Genomic DNA, 26,899 nt, shown 5'->3' on the forward strand with positions numbered 1-26,899 from the left:
TAGTACATGTTCAATTTAGACACTTTAATTCCTTGGATCGAATTTTGAACTTGACGAAACAAAAAGACCCGTCGCAGGGAACGGGCCGATCTCGACGAAAACCAATTCGGTCGAGGCGAAGGAAGAAAACGGCGGCAGCGAACAAACCGGATGAAAACCGACGACGAGGTGACGATGAGGCTGCTCAGCAAATCTCAGCAAATCGGTCATGATGGCGATCAGGCAAAGGGAAGATCGCAGAAAACCGCGCATAAGACGTCATCATTCAACAAAAACCGCACAAACGAACGGATATCGGAGAAATTGAACGGGGAAACAAGGTCATTTAGGCTTTTTTGGCAAATATAGCGGGGAAAAAGAGGGAGAGACTGTGAATATTCCGAACATTAAACTCTTACCTGGACTTCAACGAACGGATTCAAGAGCCTTCCAAGCTGCCATTTGCCATTAAACCGCCGAAATGCCTCTCCCTCCCGAAGATTAGAGCCCGGTTTCAACAGCCGTCCCCTTCCTGTCGTTGCGGGCAGCCCCTTCTTCTTCGCGGACAAAGCGGGGAAGCGTGAAGATATAGATGACGAAGGTCAGCAGCAGCAGCACAGCTATGAACAGGTACAGCCCCAGCAGCGTGAAATGCGAGGGGTACAGCCAAGCGATGAGGCCGAGCATCAGCGTCTGTCCGGCCATCATGATGGGATCGATCCAGGCGCTCACGCGCCCCATCTTGGAAGGCTCCACCAGCTTGGGCAGCCAGCCGCCGATGACGATGTTAAGCGGGGCAAGGATGATTCCCATCACCAGAATTAGAGTGAGGTATATCCAAGGAGAAGATACAAAGCCCAGAACCAAGGCGATCAGACCGGATGTCAGGACGCATGCGATGAGAACTTGATGCATGTTGAATTTATCGATCAGCATGGAGCCCAGCGCGCTCCCTGCCAGGAAGCCGATGCCGAGAAATACGGAGAATAGCGAGGCATACAGCTGATAGTTGTCCGGGGCCAGATGGTATTTCATTGTCAGCATGGGCAGGATCGCGAAGGAGCCGTTGATCAATCCGAACAATGCAAAGCCGGATATCAAAGCGATCAGAAGCTTGCGGCTGAAAATATACCGGAAGCCGATGCTGAAATCACTCCATACCGATCTCATATTGAGGGAGGAGAGCGGCTGCTTGCCGTTCGGCAGCGTCACCTCGACGGGCAGCTTCAGCGAGCGGACAAGGAGAGCCGTAAGCAGGAAACCGACCGTATCGATAATGACCGCGCCCATAATGCCGACGGTATGGTACACAAAGGCTCCTATACCCGTTCCGAAAAGCATGAACACTCCGAATACGGATTGGTTCAGTCCCGAGGCCTTCACGTACTGGTCTTCCTTCAGAATGCCTTGAATCATCGCTGTTTCGGCAGGGGCATAGAACTTGGTCACACCGGCCCGAACGAATAGGATCAGGAAGATGATCGGCAGCCACACCCCAGCAGCCAAAGCCCCCAGCATGCAGAGCGACAATCCGGTGCGGATCCATCCGGTATTCTCTGCGATCTTCTTGCGGTCAAAGCGGTCTGCGAGCACTCCGATAAACAGAAAAACGAAGACGGTAGGCGCGGAGTAGAGCATTTCAGCGATGGAAGCATAAGCGGGCTGGGAGGAAAACCGATCGAGCATATAAAAGGCGAACGCCATCGCTCCGATTGTAGAAGCCAGCTGAGAGCAGACTGTAGCGAGAAACAGGCGCATGAACACCCCGTTGCGAATCAAGTCCTTCAAGGCAGGTCATCCTTTCGGTTCCATAATTTAGTTGTCAATTGACCTCATTATAGAACCCGGCAGAGTCGTCTCCCAGCGGCGTGAGATGGAACTGCGCCTCCTCCCGCAGACGGAGCGCCCGCTCCTCCTGCGGATCTCCCAAGCGACGGTAAGTCCATAATAGCGGCTGTTTCTCCTAGGATCCGTTCAAGAAGTCAGGATGCTCTGCATGAGCCGGCCTGGAATTCCAGCTCAACCCCACGCCAAACTCCAAGCATAATAGATAATCTTAGGCGAGAAAGGTTGTCTGCATGCAAAAAAAAGACCCCTGCTCCATTTGGAGGCAAGGATCTTTGCTCGCTTCATCTTCAATGCCGGTCTTTGAACTCTCCGACCTTTTCCTGGACTTCGCCTTTGGCTTTATCCAGCTTCCCTTCCGCTTGAAGCTTGTGGTTGTCGGTAGCGTTGCCCCATTGGTCCTTGGCTTCGCCTTTCACCTTGTTGACTGTGCCCTTCACTTTATCGCTAAGTCCGTCTGCCATGGTTATCGCTCCTTTTCCTGTTGTAGCGGTTATAGTGCTCTTTACCCGCCATCACCCCAGGTTAAACGGAGATAAAAATCCGTGGCGGCCTGCAAGGAAGATAACAAGCTCCCGACTTGGCGCTGCATCCCGGTATTCCTCACATTGGGATGGGCATGCATTCGGCATCGTCCTTCCCGGGAATGAAAAAGAACCGCATGGAGGGCATCCATGCGGTTCTTCCATGCGGCATTATCCGGGTAGGCCCCGGATGCGCACGGATCAGTAAGCCAGGGAGAACAGGCCGTTGATATGCGACAGGTAGCGGATGTTGGAAGCTTCCTTCATCAGCGTTGCCGGCAAGCCTTTGAGGCGGGTCTGGTTGCCGCCGATCGTGCCGATCGCGTCCTTGCGGCCGAGCGAACCGAGCGTGCCGGAGAAGACCGGGGAGAACGAGTCTAGCTGATGGCCGTTGAAGTAAGCATAGATGTTGGCGCCGATGAGCTCGCCCATCTGCCAAGCCAGCTGAGCCGTAGGAGGGAACGGACGTCCTTCCGGACCCATGACTACAGCGCTGTCTCCGGCGATGAATACATCCGGATGCGAGGTGGACTGCAGGCCTTCCGTAACCGTGGCGCGGCCGCGGTTGACTTCGATGCCGGAGTTGGCCACGACTGCCGTGCCTTGCACGCCGCCCGTCCAGATGACCGTGCTCGATTCGATCGTGCTGCCGTCCTTCAAGGAAACGGTCGTGCCTTTCATTTCCGTGATCGGCAGGCCGGTTTTGAACACGACGCCGCGCTTCTCGAGGGAAGTCGTCGCACGCTCGACCAGCTCGGCCGGGAAGCCAGGTAGGATCGTAGGAGCTGCCTCGACGCAGTACAGGGATACTTCGTCATAGCTGATGCCGTGTTTTTTCACGAGGCCGGGCAGCATGTCGGCGAATTCGCCCACAAGCTCGATGCCCGTCAGGCCGCCGCCGCCGACGACGAAGGTCAGGTCGGCTTTGTTGCCGGACTGCTTGTACTTCGCCACGGAAGCTTCGACATGGGCTTTCAGCTTGTTCGCGTCTGCAACGGATTTCAGCGTGAAGCTGTGCTCCTGCAGGCCTGGAATGCCGAAGAATGCCGTCTCGCTGCCCAGTGCGACAACAAGCGCATCGTAGGAAAGAGTCGTGCCGGTAGACAGCTTCACTTGCTTCTCGTCCGGCTTGATTTCTGCGACTTCGCCGATTTTCAGGTCGATGTCTTTGCCGCGCAGCAGCTTGTCCAGCGGAAGCGCCACATTGCCTTCGGACAGGTTGCCGACGGCAAGACGGTGCAGCTCGGTGATGATTTGGTGCGCGTTGATCCGGTTGACAACGGTAATCTGGGCTTCCTGCGGCGTAAAGTGCGTGCGTGCCGTCGTAGCGGCCAGCAGGCCGCCGTAGCCGCCGCCCAGGATAAGAATATGCTTCGCCATGTTCATCCTCCGTTCACGTTCTATGCAGCCTCCCCGCGGGGAGTGCGCGGGTTAGTTTTGGTTTTTCTGCTTTTCGCCGAGATTGTCCAGGAATGCCTGCGTGAAGCGCAGCGTGCGCTGGACGTTCGGGTCCTTAAGCATGCGCAGCAGGCCGAAGAGGCCTACGCTGGAAGACTCGTGGCTGACTTGGTCGCCGGCTTCGATAGCCGCTTGAGCGACTGTCTTGGTCTTGTCGACGATCGGCTTCACCATCTCGCCGAGACCGCCTCCGAAGTCGTTGATGAGCACTTTGTCCGTCGCGAGCGACTTGGCTACATCGTAGGATTTGGTCATGAGCGTGACGATTTCGGCCAGCTTCGGAAGATTATCCACAAGTACCGTAAGGGACTCCTGAACTTCCGGCTTCATGAGCTGGTCGAGGATATCGCGCTGCTGTACCGCCGCGGATGGCTCTTGAGTCGCCACCGCTTGAGTTGGTTGGTTTTCGGACATGGAATTACTTCCTCCTTTGCTCTGGAAATGCGGTTCCGTCCCTCGGTTGTCCGCGATTCCTTGCGTCCGCTGCTGTCAACTTCCGCAGGGTCGCGGCCGAGGGCGGGGACGTTGTCATCATGCGCACAGCGAATGGGAGCAGCCTCGTTGCGGAATAATACGATCTCAGGCAAGTCTGAGTTTGTACCAAAATTCACATATCAGTCCAAGCCTTGAAAAATGTTATTGCGCAAAAAAACGGCCGCTTCCAGCCTGGGCACCGAGAAAACGTCGAGTGAGTCAAAGACTACCTTATCGTTGTCGGCCAGGCGGTCGGCACGGAACTTCTACCGATAGTTTACAACTTAACGGCTGCAACTGCAAAAGAAAATTACGGGTACGCTCTTATTATGGCGCAATATTGCCTACTCATGTCTGAATTACCAACAAGGGCCGGTCGTTGTGCCTGATCAATCCGCGGAGCACGGTCCGGATTGGATGGAATCTGCGGATTTCAGTCCATAAGGAAATCATTCCTATGGGCAAAAAAATCCCCGGGACCGCTCCGCTGATGGGAGCTGCCCCGGGGACCTGCTTACATCCAGCTGTCGATATCGTCGTCGTCGATATCGTCTTCCGCCGCCGCGGCTTGCTCGGCGCCGGGCTCCTGCTCGGCCGGGCTCGGCTCCGGCTGCGGTGCTTCGCCGACGGCTGCCGGCTCCTCCGCCTCCGTTGCCGGCTCTTCCGCCTCCGTTGCCGGAAGCTCTCCGGCAACGGGCGCTTCGGCTTCGGCCGCCGCCGCACTCTCGCGTCGACCTGCGCCGGCTTCCTCGGCTGCCGCCGGAACAACCGCCAGCGCGGCCGCCGTGCCAATGCCCGCTCCGCTTCCGGCGACCAAGGTTCCCCTCTCGGCCGGAATGAGCAGCTGCAGATTCCGCACGCCATGCTCGCGGATCTCGTTTTCAACCAGATAACGGATTGAATCCATCAGATTGGACTGGCCGTTGATCCATTCCATCACATCGGGGGATTCGTTCTTTTTCGTTTTCAGGCTGATATTCTCTCCGGGCTGCTTGATCTTCTTCACCCGGCTTCACCCCCTGTACCCTTCTCGCCTATGCCGGCTGCTTAGGACCTTTCGACTTGAGCGCTTCGAAGATCTTGCCGCGCACGAAGGCGTCCAATCCCTCGGCATTCATCGTGACGGCATGCTCGGCCGGTATGTACAGAAGCTTGATCTCGCGCTCCTCGCACAGCTCCTCAAGCATCGGCTGCAGAATCGGCTTCATCAGGACGCTGCCGCCGCCGTACACGCAGATGACGTCGATCTCGTTGCGTGCCTTGGTCAGCTGCTTGCGGATGTTCTGCACGATGTGGCGGGCTTGTCCTTCCAGCGGACGGCGCAGCGTCTGGATGGCCCGGCTATGGTACTTGTGCGCCGGGTTCTTGATGACGTCGCTGAAGAACTGGCGCGGGCTGTCCGGCAGATGCACGAGGCGGTTGAAGTCGTCCAGCGCTTCCTCGATCGCATAGCCGGCGCCATGATGGCTGCCGTGCACGAATTGGCGCAGGAACTTGTTGCCCTCGGTAATCGGATATTCCGTCGATCCGTCGCCGATATCCGTATGAAGGACTCGCTTGTCCTTGAAATAAGCCCCCGTGAACTTCTCTCCGAGCTCGTACCGGTCCACGAATTCCTGGAAGATATCGCCGGAGCGCCAGTTGCCTTCGCGGTCCTTCTGCAAGGCGAACACGACCGGCGTCGCTTCCGGAATCGCCTTGACGTATTCGAAGTCGATGGATACCGGAACGCGAACCTTGTTCAGGTGAACGGTAACGCGATGGGTCCCTTCCATGAACTTCGCTTCGAACTTGGCTGCCGTCTCGTCGGTATGCTGAGTGACCGGCAGAGCCGTAGCCATGTCGACCGTCGCCTCTACAGGCTCCGTCGGAACGCCCTTCGCTTCGTCATAGGCACGCTGAACCGCTACGGCCGCTACCTGTGCCAATGTATTGATGATCGGCAGATCCATGTCGCTCTTGTTGTCGATGCCGATCTGCAGGTTCTCCAGCAGCTCGCCGCTCATCAAGGCGAACTTGCCGATATAGTACATCCCGGGGCGAGCCGCGGGCGAATCGATGGTGACGATCAGCTGGTCCTGCAGGTTGCGGATGAAGCTTTCCGGCGGAAGCTCGTCGCTCCATGGAAGCTTGTCCACCCGGCAGCACACGTTCGGCTGGCGGATCATTTTGCCGTCGACGAACAGGTCATGCTCGCTGTTGCCGTTGTCGTTGCCTACTTGAAAATGTACCTTCATCTTGTCTCCTCCTTCGCTCTCCGCAATGCCGCGGAGGCTGTGCTAGCATGGGATGATTCCTTCACCAAAAACGCAGGATTCCCGCCACTTCGAGGCTGATTGACGCTGATTCTCCAAATCAAAATTACGAAGAATTGCCAAAAACAAATGCGGCTCGTGATGGTGATACCCAGTAATATAGTTCGACGCGTCGTGGAGCATTTCCTTCCGTCGTCCAATAATTACCTTTGTTGCACCTGCGTCCTCCGGGAGGCTGCCCCGTAAAAGATATCCTACTCCCTCTACCGGACCCGCAAAATGAGAACAAGAAGGACAAGCACGTAAAGAAAGCCAACCAGCACACCGGCAACGTTCTCCATGCTCCCGTCCTCCAATTCCGCCATCCCGGCCGGCAGTCGCACGCTCGGAGCTCGTCCTTATCCCAGGCTTACCAAGTATAACCTACCTGCTGTGTCGAAGTAAGGGGAACGATGGCCCTGGGACGGAATATCCGGCTTCGCCGGAAGCGAAGAGCAGACGGCGCCGCAGGTTCCAAATCCCTGGTTCAACTCCTCGCGGGGCAGGTTAAGCCAATACTAACAAAGCCTCACGGGAGGAAATACAGATGGACAAGCAGCCTGCGCGCAAGCTACATGACGGTACTCTTTACTGGCCTTCGACGCTGGATCGGCGGGATGAGCTGGGACAGTACCCTTCGTTGTCGGAAAAGCTCGTTACCCGGGTTGCCGTCATCGGCGGCGGAATGACCGGGGCAATCATCGGAGCTTCCCTTGCGGAAGCCGGCATCCCGGCCGTCATCCTGGAGGGCAGGCGCGCCGCCGCGGCGAGCACCGCCGCGAGCACCGGGCTGCTTCAGTTTTCCAACGATATCATGATGAGCGAGCTGGCGGACCGATATGGCGGCCAGGCGGCGGTCCGGTTCTATGAGCAGTGCCGGGGCGCGGTAGGCTCGCTCGGCCGGCTGGCCGCCGCTGCAGGCCAATGGAACGACGGATTCCGGCCGGCTTCGAGCCTCTACGCCGCATCATTGGAGACAGATGAAGCCAAGCTGATGCGGGAGTTCCGGATGCTGGAGAAAAACGGATTTCCCGTCGTCTGGGGCGCTCCTGCAGCCATTCCTTCCAGCGTCGCGGAGGCTTTTCCCGCCAGCATGACGACTTATGGCGACGCTCTTGCCAATCCGCCCCGGCTCGCGAGGGCGCTGCTGAGGATGGCGTCGGACAATGGCGTCCCCATCTTCGAGCAGTCCCCTGTCCGCGAGGTGCGCCGGCGCGGCGGCAGCTGGGTCATCAGCGCGGGGGACGGAGAAGTCGCTGCCAGCCATATTGTCGTGGCCACCGGTTATATCCCGGGCATCAGCGCAGCCTCGGAGCTGAAGCCGATCCTTCGCCGGACCTATGCCCTGGCTACCCGGCCGGGCAGCGTCCCGCCGGGCTGGCCGGAGGACAGCATGGTATGGGAAACGGCGCGGCCTTACTTCTACTTCCGGACGACGCCCGACGGGCGGATCGTAGCCGGGGGCCTGGACGAGGACCGTCCGGACCCGGCAGGAGACGAGACGTTCCTGCGCGACCGCTCCGACAAGCTGATCGCCGATCTGAAGCGCTACTTCCCGGATGCCGAATTCGAAGCGGAGTACGCCTGGTGCGGCACATTCGGCGAGTCGGCGGACGATCTTCCGTTCATCGGGGAAGACAAGGAGCAGCCGGGCATCTTCCACTCGATGGGCTGCGGCGGCAACGGCACGGTCTACAGCTCGCTGGCGGCCTCGATGCTGCAGGCCGCCCTGTCCGGGGAGAAGCATCCGCTGGCGGAGATTCTGAATCCTCGCCGCCTGATCCGTCAGGGCGATGACAGCGGCAAGGGCGGGCGCTCGCTGCTCGCTTAAAGGAAGCAAAGGACTGCGGCCCCGTCGGGGATGCGGTCCTTTTTTGCCGCTTGCAGCGCCGGCTCTCCACTCTGCCCGGGCATGGTCAAGCGGTCATTTCTTGCCCATCCCCTTCTGCCATCGGAGATGGCGCAGCTGTGTCCGCAGCCGGCTCCAAGCCCCGGACGCTCCGCCGCTGCGCGGAAGCAGCTCAAGGCCGGCGAGCGCCGCGATCCCCTCCGCCGTCTCGGCTACGCTCCAATGCTCGGTATCCAGCTGCTCGGCGAAAGCATCCTGCTTCAGATCGCGCACGCAGCGTCCGATCTGCGCCGCAGCCCAGGAACGGCGGCCTTCGCCCCGGGAGCGCAGCCGGCGAAGCAGCTCTCCTTCGGAAGCGAGCAGCGCATAGTGGCGCAGATCCCTCCCGTCGCTTCGCAGCCTGCCCGCGATCTCTGCGAATTTGAGCGGATCCGTCACCGTCATCGGCACGAGCAGCACGCCGTCGTGGCGATCGGTCAGATAGGACAGCATGTCGTAATTGATGCTTCTCCATAGCGCGAACTCCTGGAAGTCCCCCTTTTGCAGGGAATCGGGCATGTTGGCCCTGATGTAATAGCCGGCATTTTCCGGATCGAAGACGTAGGAGCCCGGAATTCTGCGATGCAGCTCCCAGGCGGTCTGCGTCTTGCCGGATCCGAAAGCCCCGTTGATCCAGACGATCCGGCAGCCGCGGAACCCGCTATGGTCAACTCCCATTTTTTCCGGCTCATTCTCCATCCTTCAACCCTTCCTTTATTCTCCAATTGTGATAGTCTTGAAGCTATAAGACGAAGGAGGCTTCCCTTTAGTTGCTGGCACACAAAGTATTGATGTATATCGAGTGGACGGTTCTGACCGTCTCCGCCGCCATGCTGCTCCTCCTGCTCATCCCTTCGCTCGGTGTGTTCTTCCCTGCGCAGGAATTGAAGGCTGCCCGCTCGGAAGGCCGGTTCCATGCGGCCGAGCCGGCAAGCTCCCGCTATTTCTACGGCAAGTGGATCCGGGTGCGGGGAGCGGCCGTTCACGGCACTGAGCTGGAAGTCTTTATCGATGCGAAAGGATTCCCGCGGGCTGGCGGGCCCTCGAATGGACTGGCCGTCAAAGTCGTGTCCGATTCGGGCAAAGATCTTATGTACCAGGGAAGCAGCAGCTCGCGCAGCCTGTTCGGGGGAGGAATGATGGCTACTTATGACGGACTTCCCGAAGGAGCCAAGTACGTCATCGTCAGCCGAGAATCCTACGGACAGTCGTTCAGCTACAGGATTCCGCTGGCTAAAGGGGGAACCCGATCATGACCCCCGTTCCTTCGCCTTCCCGATCCGGTCCTCCTCCGCTCCGACTGGCCGCGGGACACCTCATCCGCTGGCTCGCCGCGGCTGCCATCGTCTATGCCATCCTCGCCTCCATATCCGGCTTCCGATTCTGGAGCCTCGAAGCCGTCGCCGACCAGCGCCTGCAGGAGTTGGAGCTTCCATCCGCGGCAATCGCATCGCAGCTCCCTTGGGGAAATGGGCGATATTCCGTTTTGCTGGAGGACGAGGACAACGGGCTCTTCCATCAATTTCTGGTCACCCGCCATGCCGGATTCGTATGGACGATCGGCGGCGGCTCGGCCGGCAGCCGGCTCGATGACGGCATCAAGGCCGATTATTACGGGTCCATGTCCAGCGTAGGGTCCAAGAACGTCTATTCCGTCTATGGCCAGATCCATGATCCGCAGGCGGCCGAAGTTCGGCTCGTCCAAATAGACGGCACCGAACTCAGTGTTGCCTACAACGGAATCTTCTATCATGCTGTCGAAGCGACGCCCTCTTCGGAGGGAAGTCCTAGTCCCTGGGGAGATAAGATCCGGGTGTACGACGCTTCCGGCAAGCTTCTCTATGAGCTAACACCTGAAAGAAGGGAGGTACGGGGATGAACAGCTTCCAAGGGGGCTTCCGGCGGACAGATGGAGCCGGGCGCAAGCAGCTGCTTGAACAACAGCTTGTTGCGCTGCTCCTTACCGATCCGCAAGCTCCCGATCATCTCAGGCATTTGAGAGATCATGGCCCGCCAGGAGCCTGGCTGTCCGCCGGCTATATCCGCAATCTGGTCTGGGACCGCCTGCATGACTACCGGGAGCGCACGCCGCTTGATGATGCGGACGTCATCTATTATGATCAGGAGCATCCGGACGAAGCGGAGGAGAAGGTCTGGGAGCGACAGCTGGCCTTGGGCCTGCCGGAGCTGCGCTGGTCCTGCAAAAACCAGGCGCGCATGCATGTCGTCAGCGGCCTTCCGCCTTATGAAGACGTGGCGGATGCGATGAGCTGCTGGCCGGAGACGGCGACGGCCGTCGCCGCCGCCATGAGGGAGGACGGAACGATCGCCGTGCTCGCCCCGCATGGCCTGGAGGACTTGTTCGGCCTTCTGCTGCGGCCAAGCCCCCGGCTCTCCGATGCCGGGTTGTTCCTGCGCAGGGCGGGCTCCAAGCAGTGGCTGGCCAAATGGCCCCGGCTGCAGCTGATTTCAGAGAATGACAAGAAGGAGGAGCCAACATGAGTCTGGCTTATTACAACGGCCGGTTCGTTCCGCTGGACGAGGCGGTCGTTCCGGTAGAGGAGCGCGGCCATCAATTCGGCGACGGCGTCTACGAGTACATGCGGTTCTACGACGGAAAGGGCTTCATGCTGGAGGAGCATTTCGACCGGTTCTACCGCAGCGCGGAGCTGATCCGATTGAATCCCGGCATCTCCCGCGCCGAGCTTCTGGCTGTCATGGTCCAGCTGCTGGAACGGAGCGGGCTGCGCCATGCCGATATCTACATGCAGCTGACGAGGGGCATCGCTCCCCGCAACCATCCGTTCCCGGATGTCCCTGCCTCCCTGTCCATGACTGTGAAGCCTTCCAGGGAAGTGAATCCCGAGCTGCGCAAGCAGGGCGTATCCGTCCTGCTGCATCCTGACGAGCGCTGGATGAACTGCCATATCAAGTCGCTCAATCTGCTCCCCAACGTGCTGGCCAAGCAGGCGGCCGTCGATGCGGGCTGCTTCGAGGCCGTGCTCGTGCGGGAGGACGGATATATCACCGAGGGCTCCAGCTCCAACATGTACCTCGTCAAGGACGGCGCCATCCGCACCGCGCCGCTGTCCAATCGGATCCTGCCCGGCATCAAGCGCGAAGCGGTCCGCCGCATCGCGCTTGAAGCCGCCATCCCGTTCATCGAGGAGCCGTTCACGCCGGCCGAGCTTCTGGATGCCGATGAAGCGTTCCTGACCAGCACCGGCATCGAGATCATTCCGGTCGTGCAGATCCACGGCCAGGGGCCGATCGGCTCCGGCGCGCCGGGCGAGACGGTCCGCGAGCTGCATCGCCTGTTCCTGGAGAAGACCTCGCTGCCGGCTTCGGTCTGATCCTGATTGTCCGTAGCAAAAAGAAGGCCGTCCCTGCAGGATGCAGAGGACGGCCTTCTTTGTTTATTCGATGCTATATTTATTGCTCTGCCGATCCCCTCGCATGCTTTGCTTTGGTCCTTGCCAAAGGAAATCGGGAGGAACATTCAAGGAAAGAGCCTTTGCAGACTGCGGAAGACGCCCGGACAGCTCTTACATGAAGCTGTGGATGCGGGAGGACAGGTTCTCGGCCAGGGCAGCCCTGCCGCGCTGGATATCCTCCTCGTAGAGACGGAAGGAAATGCGGGATTCATCCGTTCCCAGCCACTCTGCAAAGCCGCCCGAACGGCGGTCGACCTCCATCAGCACATCCACGTACGCAGCCGAAGGGATGAAGACGATCTCAAGCTCGTCGAGTTTGCCAAAGCCTGATGCCCTGCCCGGAACCAGCTCGAATTCCTGCAGGAGAGACGTCCCGTAACGGCTGTGGGGGGCATATTTGCATTCGACCTCGCGGGTGCGGAAGCCGAGCGAGGATAACGCTTCCAGCACCTCTCCCACCAAAGGATGGGGGAGCACCTTGATGTAATCCTCATCCGATGCGTCGAGCGAGCTCGCGATATCCAGCGCGGTCTTCACCCAGATCTGCGTGCCGCCGGCGGTAATCGGCGCCGTCACCGGCAGCTGCCAGCGGAACGGAATCTCTTCCTTGCCTCCGGCTTTGACCTCGAACGCCGCGCACAGGGGCAATCTGGCAATCGCTGCATTTTCCCGAACCTTCTGGTCGTTCACTTCCTTGATGAAGGAGGTCATGAGCAGCAGCTCGATGCCGTTGATCTGCTGGGGAACCGCCCCTCCCGTCACGATGACCCGTCCGTTGATCTCATCCCCTGGACGAATGCCGCTGTAGGATACTTCCAGAACCGTATCGACCTTGGCGGCCCCGATTCCGATTGAAGCCATCATATTCTTGAAAAAAGACATCCCTGCCACTCTCCTGCATCTGAATTCCCAGGATCCTCTCGGCTTCACCGGGAACAGCTGGCGGTATGGCGGCCGTCAGATCATGGATTGACAGGTAGTACGGCTCATGCCGCTCCAGGTTTCAGACCGGCGGCCGGCTTGCTGCCGGTGCCCGCATGCATGCCAAGGACCCGGCGGAAGGTGCTTCCCCGGGTCCTGCCGCCGCTTGCTGCTGGGCTGGGGTCGCATCGTGATCATGCTCATCTCGTTTATGTCTGTCTCGAGACCCGCGTCATGCCCGCCCCGCTCGCACCCCTTCTTTCGCGATGCGCTCCGCCACCAGCCTCCCGCCGATCGTCACGATCGGGGTGCCTCCGCCCGGATGGGTCGAGCCTCCGACATACCACAATCTCCCAAGGCGGGAATCCTTGCTCGGGTACCGGAAGAAGGACTGGCGGAAGCCATTGGACGACATGCCATAGATGCTTCCCCTCCAAGCTCCGGTCCGGCGCTGCAGGTCATCCGGCGTCTGGATCCGAAGCAAGCCTCCTTCACGCCGGACGGCCGCGCCGATGCCTAGCAAGCCGCGTTCTTCCAGCAGGCCCAGAATGCGTGCGGCATATTCTTCCTTCCTATTTTCCACAGAATAACCGTCGCGCTGCGCAGGAGCGTTGACCAGCACGAACAGGCTCGACCTCGCGCCTTCACCTTCGCCGCCGCCCACACCAGCCCCTCCGCCGGAGCGGCAGACGTAGACGGCCGGCTTCTCCGGCAGAATTCCTTTGCGGAACAGGTCGTCGAATTCGAGATGGTACCGCTCGGGGAAAAAGACATTGTGATGCAGAAGCTGCGGGTAGTCCCTCTCGACTCCGGCCAGCAGAACGAAACCGCTGACGGACGGCTCCAGCTTATGCAGCCGGCCGCTCATCCGGGAAGCCCCCGGATGGTCCGGGATCAGGCGGGGCACGGCCGCCAGCGCATCGGCGTTGACCACGACGGCGTCGGCCTCCCACAGGTTGCCGCCTTCGGTTTCTACGCCGGCCGCTTTCCCTCCGGCAATAAGAATCTCCTTGGCCGCATCGCCGGCCGCGATGGCGACTCCAAGCTCTCCGGCCAGCTTCGCGAAAGCCGCCACAATGGAGTACGTGCCTCCCTTGACTCCGAACACCCCTTGGTCGGCTTCCACATGGGCCATCATATTGAAGATGGATGGAGCGCGCTGCGGGGATGCGCCGACATAGGTCGCATAACGCCCGAACATCGCCAATGTATGAGGGTGGCGGAAGTAGTTCCGGATCGTCCGGCTCATCGGGGTGAACGGACGAATCCGTCCAAAGCCGGCCAGCAGCGAAGGCTGCAGCTTGTCCCGCCAATCCAGCACGAGGCGGCTGAGAAACTCTTTGGAAGCCAGCTCATACAAGCGGGCGCTTTCCCTCATGAACGGCCGGTACTTCAGCGCATCCTCCGGACTGTAGCGGGCGATCTGCTCCTCCATGAGCCCGATGTCGCCGGTGACGTCCACGATCGTTCCGTCATGGAAGGCATTGCGTGCGACGGGATCGAGCGGATAGAACTCGACATAATCCTCTCTGCGCCGTCCGGCAGCCTCGAACACCGCATCGAATACGGGCTGCATCGTCATCGTGCTCGGGCCGTTGTCGAACCGGTAGCCGGCTTCCTCCACACGCTGCAGCTTGCCGCCGGGAAGGGGCTCCTTCTCCACGACCGTCACGCCCCATCCCTGCAGGGCCAGATGGATCGCGCAGCTGAGCCCCCCCAGGCCGGCGCCGACGACGACGGCTTTTCGGCCTCCTTTCATGCGTACCGCCTGCCTTTCCATTCGTAGCCGCTTCCGGCATAATGGACCCGCGCCGAATCCAGGCCGATGAGAATCGTCAGGACGATGCTGGCGGGCACGAAGATTCCGTACCATGCCGAAAGTCCGCTGGATACGTCGACTGCCGTCTTCACCGCCATGCCGAGCGCCGCCGCGGACGCGGCCCATCCCAGCCAAAGAGGAGCCGCTCCAGAGACGGCCCATGCCGTCATGCCGCCCAGCAGGGCGGCCGGTGGCGCCAGATAGAGCAGCGCATAGGCCAAGAAAACGAATCCCATCAAAGGAAAGCTTCTCCCGAGGCCCGGAAACAGGTTTTTGCGGTAGCCGTTCCATACTTCACCGGGGCTGCGGTACATCCGCATGGAAGCCACCCGGTCGATCCGGGCCAGCCGTACCGGCTCGCCCCGGCGCTTCGCCTGGCGGATCAGATCCATATCGTCCAATAGAGATTCCCGGACCGCCTCATGCCCGCCTATTCGATCGTAGCTCCGGGCTTCAACGAGAATGAAAGCGCCGTTGGCGGCGGCGAATCGCTGATCGTCCGAGCGGGAAACAAGCCTCAGCGGCAGATGGCTCAAAATCGTGAACATCATCATGGATACGACGAGCCGCTCCATCCAGCCCCCTGTCTCCTGCCGGGGAAATCCGCTGACGAGTCCGCTCCGCTGGAGCGAGGCTTCCGCCGCGGCTGCCTCCAGCGCGTCCGGACCAAGCCGGACATCCGCGTCCACGAACAGCAGCCACCGGCCCGAAGCGGCTTGCGCCAGCTGGGAGCAAGCATGGGACTTGCCCATCCAGCCTTCCGGCAGCGGTCCGCCTTGCAGAAGCTTGACGCCCATGTCCGGATCGCCGGCAATGCTGCTCACGATGCTCGCCGTCCCATCCTCCGAATGGTCGTCCAGCACCAGAATTTCATGCGGCCGTCCGCGCAGCGCCAGCAGCGCTTGCAGGCAATCGCCGATATTCCTTTCTTCATTGCGGGCCGGTACGAGAATAGAGATATCACTCGGCATTACTTCGTAATCCTCAGAGTACGTGTCTGCTCTGGCTTCGGCGCTTCCGACCCGGCTCACGGCGTCCTTCTTGTTCCGGCCTCCAGCCTCTTGCCCGCTCCCCCTGTGCCTGTCTGGCTCTCCAAGCTCGACATGGTAGCGGCGGTTCCACAGCACGAACAGCAGCTGGACTACGAGCGCGCCCGTCAATGCCGCGAGAAAGGCTGCCATGGCCCGATCCCCTCCTTGAGCTTCCGGTACCGTTCCGCTGTCGTCCGCCTGCCGCCTTCCCAGACTGCCTCGTATCCGTTCCCGGTCCCAGGCAGCGGGCATTCCGCAAGAATCGACCGCTGCTCGGCCGCCTGCTTCCGGAGCAGAGCCTCGACCTCGGAAGCGGCCTCGCTGCGGTCCATGCCGCCCCAATCCCGCCGGATCGGCTCGCCGAAGCGGACCGCCGCAAGGGGCTTCTGGTGATCGCCGAGCAAATAGCGAAGCGTGACCGGCCTGAGCTCGGCTTGCCCGGCCCGGCGCATCAGATGGCCGATTCCGCTTGCGGCCCGGATGTCCGCGTCCGGAGACATGATGGCTCCCTGCGGGAAGACCCACACCGGCGCCCCCGCCTGCAGAAGGCTCTCCGCATAGCCCAACGATTCCAGCATGTCCCGCGGGCGGCTGCGGTTGACCGAGAATGCCCCGATCTTCCGGAAGAAAGGATAGTTTCGGAGGCCTTGCTCGTCCATCATGATGTAATGGTCCTGCCGGGACAGCTGCTCCGTCAGCTGGAACAGCACAAGCCCGTCCCACCAGGACACATGGTTGCAAACGTAGAGAACGGGGACGGCAGCGCCGCTGCCGTCTGTTCCCTCTCGAGCGCCTTCCATGTCGCCCGATACATACAGGCCATGCAGGTATCGCGGGAACAGGTAATGCTTCTGATAGCGGAAAAACAACCGCCGGAACCATGTCTTCTTATCGGCTTGAATCAAAGCGGACCCTCCCTTCGGCTGCCGCCATGAACAACAGCGACAGCAGAAATACAGGCATCAAGCCTGCCTTGGCCGCGAGCAGCCCGAACAGCAGCAGCATTCCCTGCATGACCCGCAGAGCGGCGAAGCGGGCTGAAGCGAGCATTATGCCGGACGGCAGCAGCAGGGACAGCAGCGCCCCGACGACGAACCAGCCGGCAAAATTAGCGGCCGGAATGCCGTAGTAGACTCCTCCGTCCTGCCAATGCCAGAATCCCCGCGCCTCCGCGACAGGATCGAGCACGAGATCGAGCAGCACGACCCAAGCCCCCGTCTCCAGGGCGCGGACCAGCCTGCCCCGCGAGCTCGACAGGAGGGCGCCGTTCAGAATGACTCCGACCCATGCCGGCCCCATCGTCCACGGAACGCCGCCGAGCAGCGATCCCAGCGTATTTTCGTAGCGGTAGGAGCCGAAGGGGAATCCGGTATGCACGCCCGCATACTCGACCGCGAAGGTGCCTGCCGCGATGCCGGCAGCGGACAGAGCGAGACGGCTCCAGCCGACCGGCCGGGCAAGAGCTTCGTCCCGATGCTTCCGGGCTGCGCCTATTCCGGTCGCGGCCAGCTCGCACAGACAGAGCGCGTAGAGGACCAGGAACACGCCATTGGAGAACTCAAGCGGCTTCGGCACCTCGGCGAACACCATGAGCAGGAAACCGACGGAGTACCAGACGGCGAACAGAGCGGTAACGGGATAAGCGGACGCAAGCCGCTGAAGAGCAGCCCACTGCCACCCCTCCGATGCCCGCTCTCGCCGTTCTTGCCGTTCTTGCCGTTCTTGCCGTTCTTGCCGTTCTTGCCGTTCTTGCCGTTCTTGCCGTTCTTCCCACTCTTGTCGCTCTTGGCTTCCTTGCCGTTCTTGCCGTTCTTGCCGTTCTTGCCGTTCTTGCCGTTCTTGCCGTTCTTGCCGTTCTTGCCGTTCTTGGCTTCCTTGCCTTCCCTGGCGATCCTGCAGGCCGTTGTCCGTCGGCTCCTCCCGTTCCGTTCTCCCGGAAGGATGGATGGGGAATGTCTCCTCCTGCGCGGGGCGGCTCATTGAGCCAGCCTCTCCGGAGATGAGGGCTGCATCCCGGCTTCCTCCCCTGCCGTAAAGCCTTCCCCCGGATCGGCGGCTTCCCGCTCCGCCTCGGCCATATCGGCCATCACGGCCCGGAGAATCGTCTTCTTGGCCTCGTCGCTCACATACGCCCGCTTGCCGTAGACATCGTATCCGTTCTCCTCCACCGCGTGGAGAATGGCAAAATAGTAATGAGCGGCCAGGCGGATAGCGAACGCGCTCTCCTGGGGATACGAGGACAGATGGGCGAGGCCGCGCCCGAACCATTGCCGGGCCGTCCCGGCAAGTTCGCCGAGCAGCCGGCGGAACGCTGCGTCCACCTCTCCGGCTGCGAACCGCTCCTCCGAATACCCGCAGCGCTTCATCAGTTCGAGAGGGATGTACCGCCTTCCAAGACCGCGGTCTTCTCCGACGTCCCGGATGATGTTGACGATCTGCATGCCTTTGCCGAGCCATATGCCCGCCTCGACGATCTCCCTGTCCGGGCTCTCGTGGAGGACGGGAAGCAGCATTTCGCCGACGGAGCCGGCTACGCGGTAGCAGTAATCCTCCAGCTGCGCCAGCGTATCGTAATGGGTCTGGACACGATCCAACCGCTGTCCGCTCATCTGGGTCAGGAACGGCTCCTTGGCGATCGGGAAGCTGGCCATCAGCCAGCGCAGGGAAGGCCAGATGAAGTGGCCTTCGGCTTCGTCCAGCTTGCCGAACAGCGCCTCCAGCTCATCCAGGCTGTAGTCCGCCTTGTCCGGCTCGTCCACGGAATCGTCTATCATCCGGCAGAAGGCATAGATGACGAAGACAGCCTCGCGGCGTGGAGAGGACAACAAGCGGAAGGCTTCGTAAAAGCTGGCCGAGCTTCTTTTCATGACCTCCTCGCATGAGGCGGCCAGCCGCGGATTCAACATGGTTCCAGCTCCTTTGCGATTTGCTGGGCGAGCAGGCGCGCGCCTTGCATGACGATCGGAATGCCGCCGCCGGGATGAACCGAAGCTCCGACCGCATACAGTCCCTCGACCGGAAGCGGCTTGACCTGGGGACGGAAGCTGCCGGACTGAGTCAGCACCGGGGCGATGCCGAAGCTGCCTCCCCGGTAAAGGCCGTCGCGGGCCGCATCGCGCGGCGTCCGGATGCGGCGCCAGCGGATGCTGTCCCGCAAGCCGGGGAGCAGCAGCCTCTCGGCCCGCTCCAGCACGCGCTCGGCCAGCTCCTCGCCGGCACCGTCCCAATCCAGAGCCTCGTCGGCCGGCACGGGGACGAGGAAGTAGAGCGCGCTATGTCCCTCGGGAGCGGCATCCGGGTCGACTGCAGCAGGGTTGAACATGTAGAAGGAGGGCTCCTCGGACAGGCGTCCGCGGTGGAACAGATCCTTCATATGGTCTCCGTGGCGCTCGCCCAGGAAGAACTGATGGACGCCGGCATGGTCCCATCGCCTCGCCGCCCCGGCATAGATGAGCAGGCAGCCGGAGGATGGGCGGAAGCGGCGCGGCTTGCCGCGCCATCCTTCCAGCAGCCCGGCCAGCGCCGGATAGTCTCCATTGAACACGACCGCATCATAGTTGAGCTCCTCCCCGCCGGTCCGTATGCCCGTGCAGCGTCCGCCCGACACGACAACCTTGTCCACCGGAGCCGAGCAACGGATGGGAATGCCCTGTTCGGCGCTGGCCTGCCCAAGCACAGACGCCAATCCGGCATATCCGCCTTTTAGATACCAGATTCCGTGCTTGTGCTCGCTGTAAGGAATCAAGCCGTACAGAGCCGGGGTCTCCTGCGGCGATCCTCCTATGTACAGCGACTGCAGGGAGTACGCCTCGCGTATCCGGCGGCTGCGGAAGTAGGAGCCGGCCCAAGGATCGATAGCCCGGTAGGCTCGCGAGCGAAGCAGGAATTTCAGGTTGGCGGGCGTCAGGAAGGAACGGATGCCGGGGAATGAACGGGATAGGAACGCATCGAATCCGTATTCGAACAGCTCCTCCATATCCTCCATGTACCGCCTGAAGTCAGCCCCTCCGCCGGAATACGTTCTCTCCAGATTGGCCTCTTGCTGTCCCCTATCCTGCCACTTGGTCCAGCGCGTTCCGTCCGGGTAGTAGAAATCGTACAGCGGATCGCAGCGAAGCAGCTGCACGGCATCGTCCGGCACTCCGGCTTCGGCGAGAATGTCCCTCAGCAGATCCGGCAGCAGGACGATCGTCGGCCCCCGGTCGATCCGGTACATGCCCGACTCGTCGGCTTCGTAGGCCAGCCGTCCTCCCGGCACCGCCTCCTTCTCGTAGACGTCGATGTCATGCCCCTGCCGGCGCAGCAGCAGCGCCGAGACCAGCCCGCCGACTCCGGCTCCGATGACGGCAATCCTCATCGCTCCGCCCTCCTCGCCTGCAGCGGCGCATGAGCATCCGTACGCGCCCGCCGTTCGTATTGCCTCAGCAGAAGCTCCGAGCTGATCATCGCCGACTGCATGATCGTCGGCAGGCCGCTGCCGGGATGGGTGCCTCCGCCGACGAGGAAGCAATGCTCCGCATCCTGGAATTTGTTATGCGGCCGCATATACATCATCTGATCCAGGCTGTGGGCCAGATTGAAGGTTGCTCCCCGGTAGACGAACGACTCCCGCTCCCAGTCCGCAGGCGTATGCATCCTTTCCTCCTCGATGAGGCTGTCGACCTCCGCCAGGCCGCTCTCCCGGGCGAGAACGTCCAGCATCCTTCTGCGGATGCCGGGGGCTTCCCTCTCCCAATCGATTCCCGACCGGTTGTTGGGCACCGGCATCAGCAGATACACGGCCGATTTCCCTTCCGGAGCCAACGTTGGATCCAGCCGCGACGGATTATGGATGTAGACGGACGGGTTTTCCGACAGCCGGAGCCGCTTGGTCATGTCATCCACATTGAGGCGGTAATCTTCGGCGAATACGATCTTGTGGTGGGGAAGCCGGAGCGGAGCCCCTATGCCCAGATACAGCATGAACGTGGAAAGGCTCAGCTTCTTCTTCACCAGCTTGGCCGGCGCATGACGGCGGAGCTCCCCCGGCTCGAACAGAGTGCTGACGGCATGTCCGTAATCGGCGCCGATGACGACATCGTCGGCTTCCACGACCGTCCCGTCCTCCAGGAGGACGCCGACGGCTCGGCCATCTCTCAGCAGGACCCGTTCGGCCCCGATTCCGGTGCGGATGACGCCTCCATGCTCGCGCGCCACCTGCGCCATCGCCTCGCAGATCCGGTGCAGGCCTCCGACAGGATGGTAGAGCCCGTATTCATGCTCCAGGAAGCTCAGCATCGTGAAGGCTCCGGGACATTCCCAAGGCGACATGCCGAGGTATTTGGACTGGAACGAGAACGCCCAGCGCAGCCGCTCATCCGTAAAATACTTGGACAATCGGCTGTGGACGGTGTCCAGCACATCCATCTTCGGAAGCGCGCGCAGCATCCTTCCCGACAGATAGTCGGACCGCCGCGAGAACGGCTGCCGCAGCAGCGGCATGAGCCCGGCGAGCTTTTTGCGCTCGCGCTCCATGAACCTAAGGTAGTTCGCCCCATTGCCCGGGAACAGCTCCTCGACATGCTCCGCGATGTCCTCGTGGCTGCCGCCGGGAGAAAACTCCTTCTCTCCGAACTTCAGCGTGTACAGCGGGTCGACGCGCTTCAGCTCCACATAATCCTGCAGCCTGCGCCCGCTGCGCTGGAACAGCTCCTCCATGACGGGAAGCATCATGAGGAACGTCGGCCCGCGGTCGAAGCTGTACGCTCCCAGACGCAGTCCCGAGGTTCTCCCTCCTACATAGGGCTGCTTCTCCACGACAATCACGTCCACACCCTGGGCGGCCAGCAGCATCGCTGCCGCCAGCCCGCCCGGTCCGGCGCCGATTACGGCAGCCCTTTTCCCCACAACCATCCCATCACCGCTCCCATTATCCGATCTCCCAGGCCCCAAATAGACATAGAGGAAGGTTTAACCATGATCAATAATTAACCATACGGTATAATTATTGATCAGGACTATTTCTCTTTCCATCCGGATTTTCCTGCTTGTCCGCAGGCGGGCATGAAGATAAGTTTTCAAAGCTTGTACTTGCAGGATATGAGCCGTAAGAACAATTGAGAACGAAGGGACCGGGGAACATGCCCGTGGCGGCCGCAGCAGGACGTCAGGGAACAAGGACAAAAAATCTGGATGAAAGCAAGGTCATTCATCTGAAGCTGGCAGCAGAACCATTGGCCCGAGATGATCAAGACTTGGGGAAATAGCTTGGCATTGCGGATCTCCGCCGATGTGGCGAAAATGTACAAATTCGCTGATGGTGTTGAGATCGAATTCCTCCCCTCCGACGCAGGTTTCTTCGTTCAGCCACATGTTTATCCCGCAGCTGATGACCAAGAGAGTCTGAGAGCGTTTTATTTGTCTTTAGTTTCCCAAGTCACCGATGAAATGGAGGGATATGAAGACGAAGAGGAGCGCTGGGAACCCGTGGGGGATGAGATCGATTAATGGGCATTACCGGTGACGTGAAGCGCGGAAGTATTGTATATTTAAGCCTGAATCCTACTAAGGGACAGGAACAAGCCTCGTATCGTCCGGTACTTGTTGTCTCGTAATGGCTAACTCGTCAACGGGAAGCTCGTGGGAAAGTCGGATTGGACGGAACTCTGTGGTGGGGCAATTCCGAATCATGCTCGATCGGTCGATCTAGACGCTCGAAACGCAGTTGTGATTGGCGAGATTGATCCACAAAGTGATTTTTACAAAAGAACGATTACAATTCTCCGGTCCATACTTGCATAAAAATAGAGCCCGTATGCAGATCAACATCGCTGCTGCGGGCTCTCTATTCATCGACCGGAGGAGCACCCTTGATCTTGTGTCAACAACATCGTTTGAAGGGGAGTGATTCCATGCGCATCGGAGAACTGACGGAATTCCATCCGGAGCTGCTGGAGCTGGCGAGGCTGGCCAAGAAAGAAGGCCACCGCCATATGGAAAGGCTCGCGAATGACTACTTGAACGGCGCCAACCGGTTCGCGGAGCCGGGGGAAATGCTGCTTGCCGCATGGGAAGGCACGTCGATCATCGGCATTGGCGGCTTGAATCGGGATCCGTATGCGGAATGCGGCCGGATAGGCAGGGTAAGGCGGGTGTATGTGCGTCCTGAATACCGCAGGAACGGAGTCGCGAAGCAGCTCATGTCGGCCCTCATTGCGGCAGCGCATAAGAACTACGACAAGCTGACCTTGTACACGGAACACGAGCCGGCGGCAAGTCTGTACCGTTCCCTTGGATTCAAGGAGAGCCCCGAGGGGGGCCGCAACAGCCATTCGCTGGAACTGGCGGGGTCGTAGAAAAGAGAAATCAGGCTTCTTCTCCGTGGATAGAAAACCAGCCTTGATCACCGGCTTGCTCCGCCTCGTCCCTTTTCTTAGTCCGCCCCTTCGCTTCGCCATTCTTCCGGCAGCAGCCGCTGGTAGCGGGGCTGGAGATAGCGGTCGTCCACGAGCAGCAGGACGCCGGTGTCGCTCTCGGAGCGGATGAGGCGCCCGCCGGCCTGCAGCACCTTGCTGATGCCGGGATAGACATAGGCGTAGTCGAAGCCGCTCCGTCCTTGCTTCTTCTCGTAGGCGGCAAGCAGATCGCGTTCGGGGCCGAGCTGGGGAAGCCCGACTCCGATGACCGCGACACCCTCCAGCCTCTCGCCGGCGAGATCCACGCCCTCGGAGAAGATGCCGCCCATGACAGCCATGCCGAGCAGGGCATCGCTCCCGGGCTCCGGAGGCTGGTAAGCGGCGAGGAAGCGGTCCCTCGCCTCCTCGTCCATGTCGGGCCTCTGAAGGCGCAGCCGCAAGCCCCGTTTCTCGCCTTGGTTCCCCGCATGCGCAGGGAACAGCATTTCTTCCGCAGGCTCTCCGGCATCGGCAACCTCTTCTGATGCATGCAGCGCGTCGGAGCTGCCGGAATTCAATTCCAGCAGAAGCTGTCCGTATACGGCGTTCATATAAGCATAGGAGGGAAAGAAGGCGAGCCAGTTGCCTCCCTTCTCCCGTACGGCGTCAAGCAGCAGGCGGGCGAGCGGCTGGAGCGTGGCGCCCCGGTCGGCATAACGCGTGGACAGCGGCACGAGGCGGACCTCAAGCTGCTCCCGTCCGAACGGGGACGGCAGCGTCAAGGAACGGTCTTCCTCCATGGCGCCGAGCTGATCCATATAGAAGGGCAGCGGCGACAGAGTCGCGGAGAAAAACACGCGTCCTCCGTAAGCCTTGCCCGTCTGCTGAAGCAGATGGGATGGATCGAGGCACATGATTCTCGCCTTCACGCCGCCCCTTGCCAGCTCGGCCATCGCAACGAACCGCTCGTCCATCCACTCCCCGGCAGCTGCGAACGCTTTGGCTGCCCAGTAGGCTTCGAGCAGCATCGCCGCGTTCTCCGCTCCGCTCTCATCCCCGCCTGCCGCCAAATGCGGCTCCGCCTGCGCGATGAACGCATGGACCGATTCCAGCAGCTGCTGCGGAGGAGCTTCCGATACATAGGCGCCCGGACCTGCCGGACGCAGCCCTCCGCCGCCCGCGGCAGCTCCAGCCTCCGCTTCCTTGCGCAGAGCGATGAACGCTGCGTTGACGCCCTTGGCAGCGGCGGACAGTCCGGCGGACAAGCCCTTGTAAGCCCGCTGAAGCGCCAGGAAAGGCGCCTTATCCAGCTCCGCGCTGTACATGGAGCGGGCGCGGTCGGGCAGATTATGGGCCTCGTCGACGAGCAGCGCGGTTCCCTTGGCCTGCTCGGCCAAAAACCGCTTCAGCGATACCTTGGGATCATAGATGTAGTTGTAGTCGCAGATGACGGCATCGGAGGCATAGGCCGCCTCAAGGGAAAATTCGAACGGGCACACCCGGTGCTTGAGCGCGTACCGCTCGATGGCCTCGCGCGTCATCAGCGTCTCATGCTCCATCAAATCCAGCATCGCGCCGTTGATCCGGTCGTAGTATCCGTCCGCGAACGGGCAGTCTTCCTTGCGGCAGCTGACGGTCTCCTGCAGGCAGATCTTCTCCTTTGCCGTCAGCGTGACGGCATGGAGCTTCAATCCTTGCTCTTCCATGCGGCGGACCGCATCCTCGGCTGCAGCCCGCGTCGTCGTACGCGCCGTCAGATAGAACAGCCGTGAAGCCGCACCCGTTCCGAGGGCGCGCACAGCGGGCCAGAGCACCGACATCGTCTTGCCGATGCCGGTAGGGGCTTTGGCGAAAAGCCCTCCCTTATCCTCCAGCGTCTTGTATACGGCGGCGGACAGCTTGCGCTGACCGGGACGGAAGCCTCGGAACGGGAACTCCAGCCGCTCCAGGCTGGCATTCCGTTCCAGACGATGCCGGCGCAGCATCCGGGCGAAAGGAGCGTACTGCTCCAGCATCCAGACCATTCCCTCCCGCAGCTCGTCCAGCGCGAAACTCCGCCGGATCCGGGATACCGCTCCCGAGTCGACCTGCACGTAGGTGAGCTGAACGTCCATCCGTTCCAGGCCTTGCTGAACGGCATAGATATAAGCGTAGCCCCTGGCTTGCATCCAGTGGACCCGGTGGCCTTCCTCTCCCAGATCCTCCAGCCTCCCGGAGGTAGACTTGATCTCGTCGATGACGGGACCGCCTTCTTCGGCGAGCAAGCCGTCGCAGCGTCCCTCCACGGTCCAATCCACGCCGCCCAGGGCCATCTCCATGCGCAAAAACACCTCGCGCTCGCTGCCTTCTCCATATTCGGCCTGAACCTCTTTGTGGATCCGGGTCCCTTCCGTCAAGGACGTCAGGCTGCGGAAGCCGGCCTCGATGCTGCCGCTGCGGCATGCATATTCGGCCAGCGCCCTCACCGCGATTCGAACCGCCGGCGCGGTTTGTGCCTCTTCCGGTTTCCCCAGCGCTTCCGGCATTTCTGCCGCTTCCGGCGTCTCTGCCGCATCTGCAGCTTTCGGGTCTGCCGGCGCTTCCGCAGCCTGCTTCGGTCCGCCTGCATCCGTTCCGCGGACTTGCTCCGCTCCGCTTTCCTCCGCTTCAAGCCGTTCCATCCGCGCCGTCCCCTCTCCGTCTTCTTCTGCGAACACTCGTTCCTCCATTGTAGCACGAATCGGCACCCTGCACGATCCCGCCGGCCAGTCCCGGATCGACGCCCGCTCCGGAATTGCCTCCACCGTTCAGGCGGACTCGATCTCCGGCCGGGAACCGGAGCCGGCGCGTCGCCATGCGCCATGCCGGGTAAGAAGGGGACATGCAAGCTCACTTCGCATCCTTCCCGACCCTGCAAGATACAGCCCGACTAAAACACAAGATCTCAAGGAGGTTTTTATCAATGGGAATCTATATCGAAGCGGAGCCGAACGTCCGCTTGTACGTCGAGGATCTCGGCCAAGGACATCCGGTCGTGTTCCTGCACGGCTGGCAGGCCAGCCAGCGCATGTTCGAGACCCAATCCGTGCTTCTCCCGAAAAACGGCTACCGCTACATCGGCATCGATTTCCGCGGCTTCGGCAAATCCGACTCCCCATGGGAAGGCTATGATTATGACCGCATGGCGGATGACGTGAGGGCCGTCGTGGACAAGCTCGGCCTCGCGTCGTTCACCCTGCTCGGCTTCTCGATGGGCGGAGCGATTGCCGTACGGTACATGAGCCGCCACCGGCAGCATGGCGTGGAGCGCCTCATTCTGGCGGGCGCCGCCGCGCCGCGCTTCACGCAATCCGAGAGTTTCCCTTACGGCACGCCGCCGGAGATGGTCGACGAGATGATCGACAACACTTACCGCGACCGCCCGGCCATGATCAGCGACCTCGGCGCCAAGTTCACGCACAAGAAGCCCTCGCCTCCATTCGAGGCCTATATGATGATGCTTTGCCTGGAAGCGACCGCGCATGGCACGATACGGGCCATGGAATCGCTCCGCGACGAAGACCTGCGGCATGATCTTTCAAACATCAGCGTGCCGACGACGATCTTCCAGGGAGTCAAGGACGAGATCTGCCCGTTCGAGCTGGCCGAGGAGACCAAGGCGCGCATCCACGGCTCCACCATGATCCGCTTCGAGGAAAGCGGCCATGCGATGCTCTACGATGAGCCGGCCTTGTTCAACGAGTCTTTGCTGGATCTGCTGAGAGCCGGCAGCGGAACGGCAGCGGCGGGACGCGCGCTCTAGCCGTGGCGCTCCTCTCCTTTCCCTTCCCGGCTATCGGGCAGGAAGACGAATCCAGACGCTCTTGGAGATCAAAAGCCC

27 protein-coding genes are annotated in these 26,899 nt (G+C 61.0%); 9 read left to right on the forward strand and 18 right to left on the reverse strand.

From position 1 onward, the window contains the following. Positions 1-24: 24 nt before the first annotated feature. The 7 genes from ACLBWT_RS10965 to ACLBWT_RS10995 form a co-directional block, all read right to left on the reverse strand. Positions 25-252, reverse strand: coding sequence for a hypothetical protein (locus ACLBWT_RS10965; RefSeq protein WP_447663163.1), 228 nt, complete (start codon positions 250-252; stop codon positions 25-27). A gap of 228 nt (positions 253-480) precedes the next feature. Then, entirely contained in the window at positions 481-1,767 is a 1,287-nt protein-coding gene (locus tag ACLBWT_RS10970) for an MFS transporter (RefSeq protein ID WP_447663164.1), read from the reverse strand. A gap of 347 nt (positions 1,768-2,114) precedes the next feature. Further along, a complete protein-coding gene (locus tag ACLBWT_RS10975) occupies positions 2,115-2,288 on the reverse strand; it encodes a CsbD family protein (RefSeq protein WP_447663165.1) in 174 nt (57 codons plus the stop codon). Positions 2,289-2,549: 261 nt separating this feature from the next. After that, positions 2,550-3,728 (reverse strand): NAD(P)/FAD-dependent oxidoreductase, encoded by a 1,179-nt coding sequence (locus tag ACLBWT_RS10980; protein ID WP_048747571.1) that lies wholly within the window; start codon positions 3,726-3,728, stop codon positions 2,550-2,552. Positions 3,729-3,779: 51 nt separating this feature from the next. Further along, the gene (locus ACLBWT_RS10985; protein ID WP_048747568.1) at positions 3,780-4,220 is read right to left on the reverse strand and encodes a DUF1641 domain-containing protein; all 441 of its coding nucleotides are present in this window, start codon (positions 4,218-4,220) and stop codon (positions 3,780-3,782) included. A 574-nt stretch (positions 4,221-4,794) separates the two neighbouring features. Further along, entirely contained in the window at positions 4,795-5,286 is a 492-nt protein-coding gene (locus ACLBWT_RS10990) for a hypothetical protein (protein ID WP_447663166.1), read from the reverse strand. Positions 5,287-5,314: 28 nt separating this feature from the next. Then, positions 5,315-6,517 (reverse strand): ParM/StbA family protein, encoded by a 1,203-nt coding sequence (locus tag ACLBWT_RS10995; protein ID WP_447663167.1) that lies wholly within the window; start codon positions 6,515-6,517, stop codon positions 5,315-5,317. A gap of 604 nt (positions 6,518-7,121) precedes the next feature. Here ACLBWT_RS10995 and ACLBWT_RS11000 point away from each other — a divergent pair. Continuing rightward, the gene (locus ACLBWT_RS11000) at positions 7,122-8,405 is read left to right on the forward strand and encodes an NAD(P)/FAD-dependent oxidoreductase (RefSeq protein WP_447663168.1); all 1,284 of its coding nucleotides are present in this window, start codon (positions 7,122-7,124) and stop codon (positions 8,403-8,405) included. A gap of 93 nt (positions 8,406-8,498) precedes the next feature. Here ACLBWT_RS11000 and ACLBWT_RS11005 read toward each other — a convergent pair whose 3' ends face one another. Then, positions 8,499-9,161 (reverse strand): AAA family ATPase, encoded by a 663-nt coding sequence (locus ACLBWT_RS11005; RefSeq protein ID WP_447663169.1) that lies wholly within the window; start codon positions 9,159-9,161, stop codon positions 8,499-8,501. Between the two features lie 71 nt (positions 9,162-9,232). Here ACLBWT_RS11005 and ACLBWT_RS11010 point away from each other — a divergent pair, with 71 nt between their 5' ends. Genes ACLBWT_RS11010 through dat form a run of 4 tightly spaced genes read left to right on the forward strand, consistent with a single transcriptional unit; the run spans position 9,233 to position 11,815 of the window. Beyond that, positions 9,233-9,718, forward strand: a complete 486-nt coding sequence (locus tag ACLBWT_RS11010; protein WP_447663170.1) for a hypothetical protein — start codon at positions 9,233-9,235, stop codon at positions 9,716-9,718. Beyond that, complete coding sequence (locus ACLBWT_RS11015; RefSeq protein ID WP_447663171.1) at positions 9,715-10,341, forward strand: hypothetical protein; 627 nt, start codon at positions 9,715-9,717, stop codon at positions 10,339-10,341. The genes ACLBWT_RS11010 and ACLBWT_RS11015 overlap by 4 nt, the downstream gene beginning before the upstream one ends. Next, complete coding sequence (locus tag ACLBWT_RS11020; protein ID WP_447663172.1) at positions 10,338-10,964, forward strand: nucleotidyltransferase family protein; 627 nt, start codon at positions 10,338-10,340, stop codon at positions 10,962-10,964. Before ACLBWT_RS11015 ends, ACLBWT_RS11020 begins: the two co-directional genes overlap by 4 nt. Beyond that, complete coding sequence (gene dat / locus ACLBWT_RS11025; protein WP_447663173.1) at positions 10,961-11,815, forward strand: D-amino-acid transaminase; 855 nt, start codon at positions 10,961-10,963, stop codon at positions 11,813-11,815. Before ACLBWT_RS11020 ends, dat begins: the two co-directional genes overlap by 4 nt. 192 nt (positions 11,816-12,007) lie before the next feature. Here dat and ACLBWT_RS11030 read toward each other — a convergent pair whose 3' ends face one another. The 8 genes from ACLBWT_RS11030 to ACLBWT_RS11065 all read right to left on the reverse strand — a co-directional run bounded on the left by ACLBWT_RS11030 (position 12,008) and on the right by ACLBWT_RS11065 (position 21,559). Continuing rightward, entirely contained in the window at positions 12,008-12,778 is a 771-nt protein-coding gene (locus tag ACLBWT_RS11030; protein WP_447663174.1) for a sporulation protein, read from the reverse strand. Between the two features lie 271 nt (positions 12,779-13,049). Then, entirely contained in the window at positions 13,050-14,576 is a 1,527-nt protein-coding gene (locus ACLBWT_RS11035; protein WP_447663175.1) for a phytoene desaturase family protein, read from the reverse strand. Continuing rightward, a complete protein-coding gene (locus ACLBWT_RS11040) occupies positions 14,573-15,817 on the reverse strand; it encodes a glycosyltransferase (RefSeq protein WP_447663176.1) in 1,245 nt (414 codons plus the stop codon). The genes ACLBWT_RS11035 and ACLBWT_RS11040 overlap by 4 nt, the downstream gene beginning before the upstream one ends. Continuing rightward, complete coding sequence (locus tag ACLBWT_RS11045; RefSeq protein WP_447663177.1) at positions 15,793-16,572, reverse strand: lysophospholipid acyltransferase family protein; 780 nt, start codon at positions 16,570-16,572, stop codon at positions 15,793-15,795. The genes ACLBWT_RS11040 and ACLBWT_RS11045 overlap by 25 nt, the downstream gene beginning before the upstream one ends. Further along, positions 16,556-17,647 (reverse strand): carotenoid biosynthesis protein, encoded by a 1,092-nt coding sequence (locus ACLBWT_RS11050; protein WP_447663178.1) that lies wholly within the window; start codon positions 17,645-17,647, stop codon positions 16,556-16,558. The genes ACLBWT_RS11045 and ACLBWT_RS11050 overlap by 17 nt, the downstream gene beginning before the upstream one ends. After that, a complete protein-coding gene (locus ACLBWT_RS11055; protein ID WP_447663179.1) occupies positions 17,644-18,573 on the reverse strand; it encodes a phytoene/squalene synthase family protein in 930 nt (309 codons plus the stop codon). Before ACLBWT_RS11055 ends, ACLBWT_RS11050 begins: the two co-directional genes overlap by 4 nt. Next, on the reverse strand, positions 18,567-20,024 hold the full coding sequence (locus tag ACLBWT_RS11060; RefSeq protein ID WP_447663180.1) for a phytoene desaturase family protein: 1,458 nt from the start codon (positions 20,022-20,024) through the stop codon (positions 18,567-18,569). Before ACLBWT_RS11060 ends, ACLBWT_RS11055 begins: the two co-directional genes overlap by 7 nt. Further along, on the reverse strand, positions 20,021-21,559 hold the full coding sequence (locus ACLBWT_RS11065) for a phytoene desaturase family protein (protein ID WP_447663181.1): 1,539 nt from the start codon (positions 21,557-21,559) through the stop codon (positions 20,021-20,023). The genes ACLBWT_RS11060 and ACLBWT_RS11065 overlap by 4 nt, the downstream gene beginning before the upstream one ends. Positions 21,560-21,889: 330 nt before the next feature. On the opposite strand from ACLBWT_RS11065, the gene ACLBWT_RS11070 reads away from it, so the two are divergent. The 3 genes from ACLBWT_RS11070 to ACLBWT_RS11080 all read left to right on the forward strand — a co-directional run bounded on the left by ACLBWT_RS11070 (position 21,890) and on the right by ACLBWT_RS11080 (position 23,001). Then, positions 21,890-22,153 (forward strand): AbrB/MazE/SpoVT family DNA-binding domain-containing protein, encoded by a 264-nt coding sequence (locus ACLBWT_RS11070; protein WP_447663182.1) that lies wholly within the window; start codon positions 21,890-21,892, stop codon positions 22,151-22,153. Continuing rightward, positions 22,153-22,260, forward strand: a complete 108-nt coding sequence (locus ACLBWT_RS11075) for a type II toxin-antitoxin system PemK/MazF family toxin (RefSeq protein WP_447663183.1) — start codon at positions 22,153-22,155, stop codon at positions 22,258-22,260. The genes ACLBWT_RS11070 and ACLBWT_RS11075 overlap by 1 nt, the downstream gene beginning before the upstream one ends. Before the next feature lie 297 nt (positions 22,261-22,557). Then, positions 22,558-23,001 (forward strand): GNAT family N-acetyltransferase, encoded by a 444-nt coding sequence (locus ACLBWT_RS11080; protein WP_447663184.1) that lies wholly within the window; start codon positions 22,558-22,560, stop codon positions 22,999-23,001. Between the two features lie 77 nt (positions 23,002-23,078). Here the strand turns inward: ACLBWT_RS11080 and ACLBWT_RS11085 are convergent, their stop codons facing one another. Together ACLBWT_RS11085 and ACLBWT_RS11090 are read right to left on the reverse strand one after the other, a co-directional pair. Beyond that, positions 23,079-25,565: a helicase C-terminal domain-containing protein gene (locus tag ACLBWT_RS11085; protein ID WP_447663418.1), complete on the reverse strand. Its 2,487-nt coding sequence runs from the start codon at positions 25,563-25,565 to the stop codon at positions 23,079-23,081. Between the two features lie 121 nt (positions 25,566-25,686). Beyond that, positions 25,687-25,902 (reverse strand): hypothetical protein, encoded by a 216-nt coding sequence (locus ACLBWT_RS11090; RefSeq protein ID WP_447663185.1) that lies wholly within the window; start codon positions 25,900-25,902, stop codon positions 25,687-25,689. Between the two features lie 79 nt (positions 25,903-25,981). Here ACLBWT_RS11090 and ACLBWT_RS11095 point away from each other — a divergent pair, with 79 nt between their 5' ends. Then, positions 25,982-26,821, forward strand: a complete 840-nt coding sequence (locus ACLBWT_RS11095; RefSeq protein ID WP_447663186.1) for an alpha/beta fold hydrolase — start codon at positions 25,982-25,984, stop codon at positions 26,819-26,821. The last annotated feature ends 78 nt before the right edge of the window (positions 26,822-26,899 follow it).

The sequence above is a fragment of the Paenibacillus sp. D51F genome, assembly GCF_053345695.1.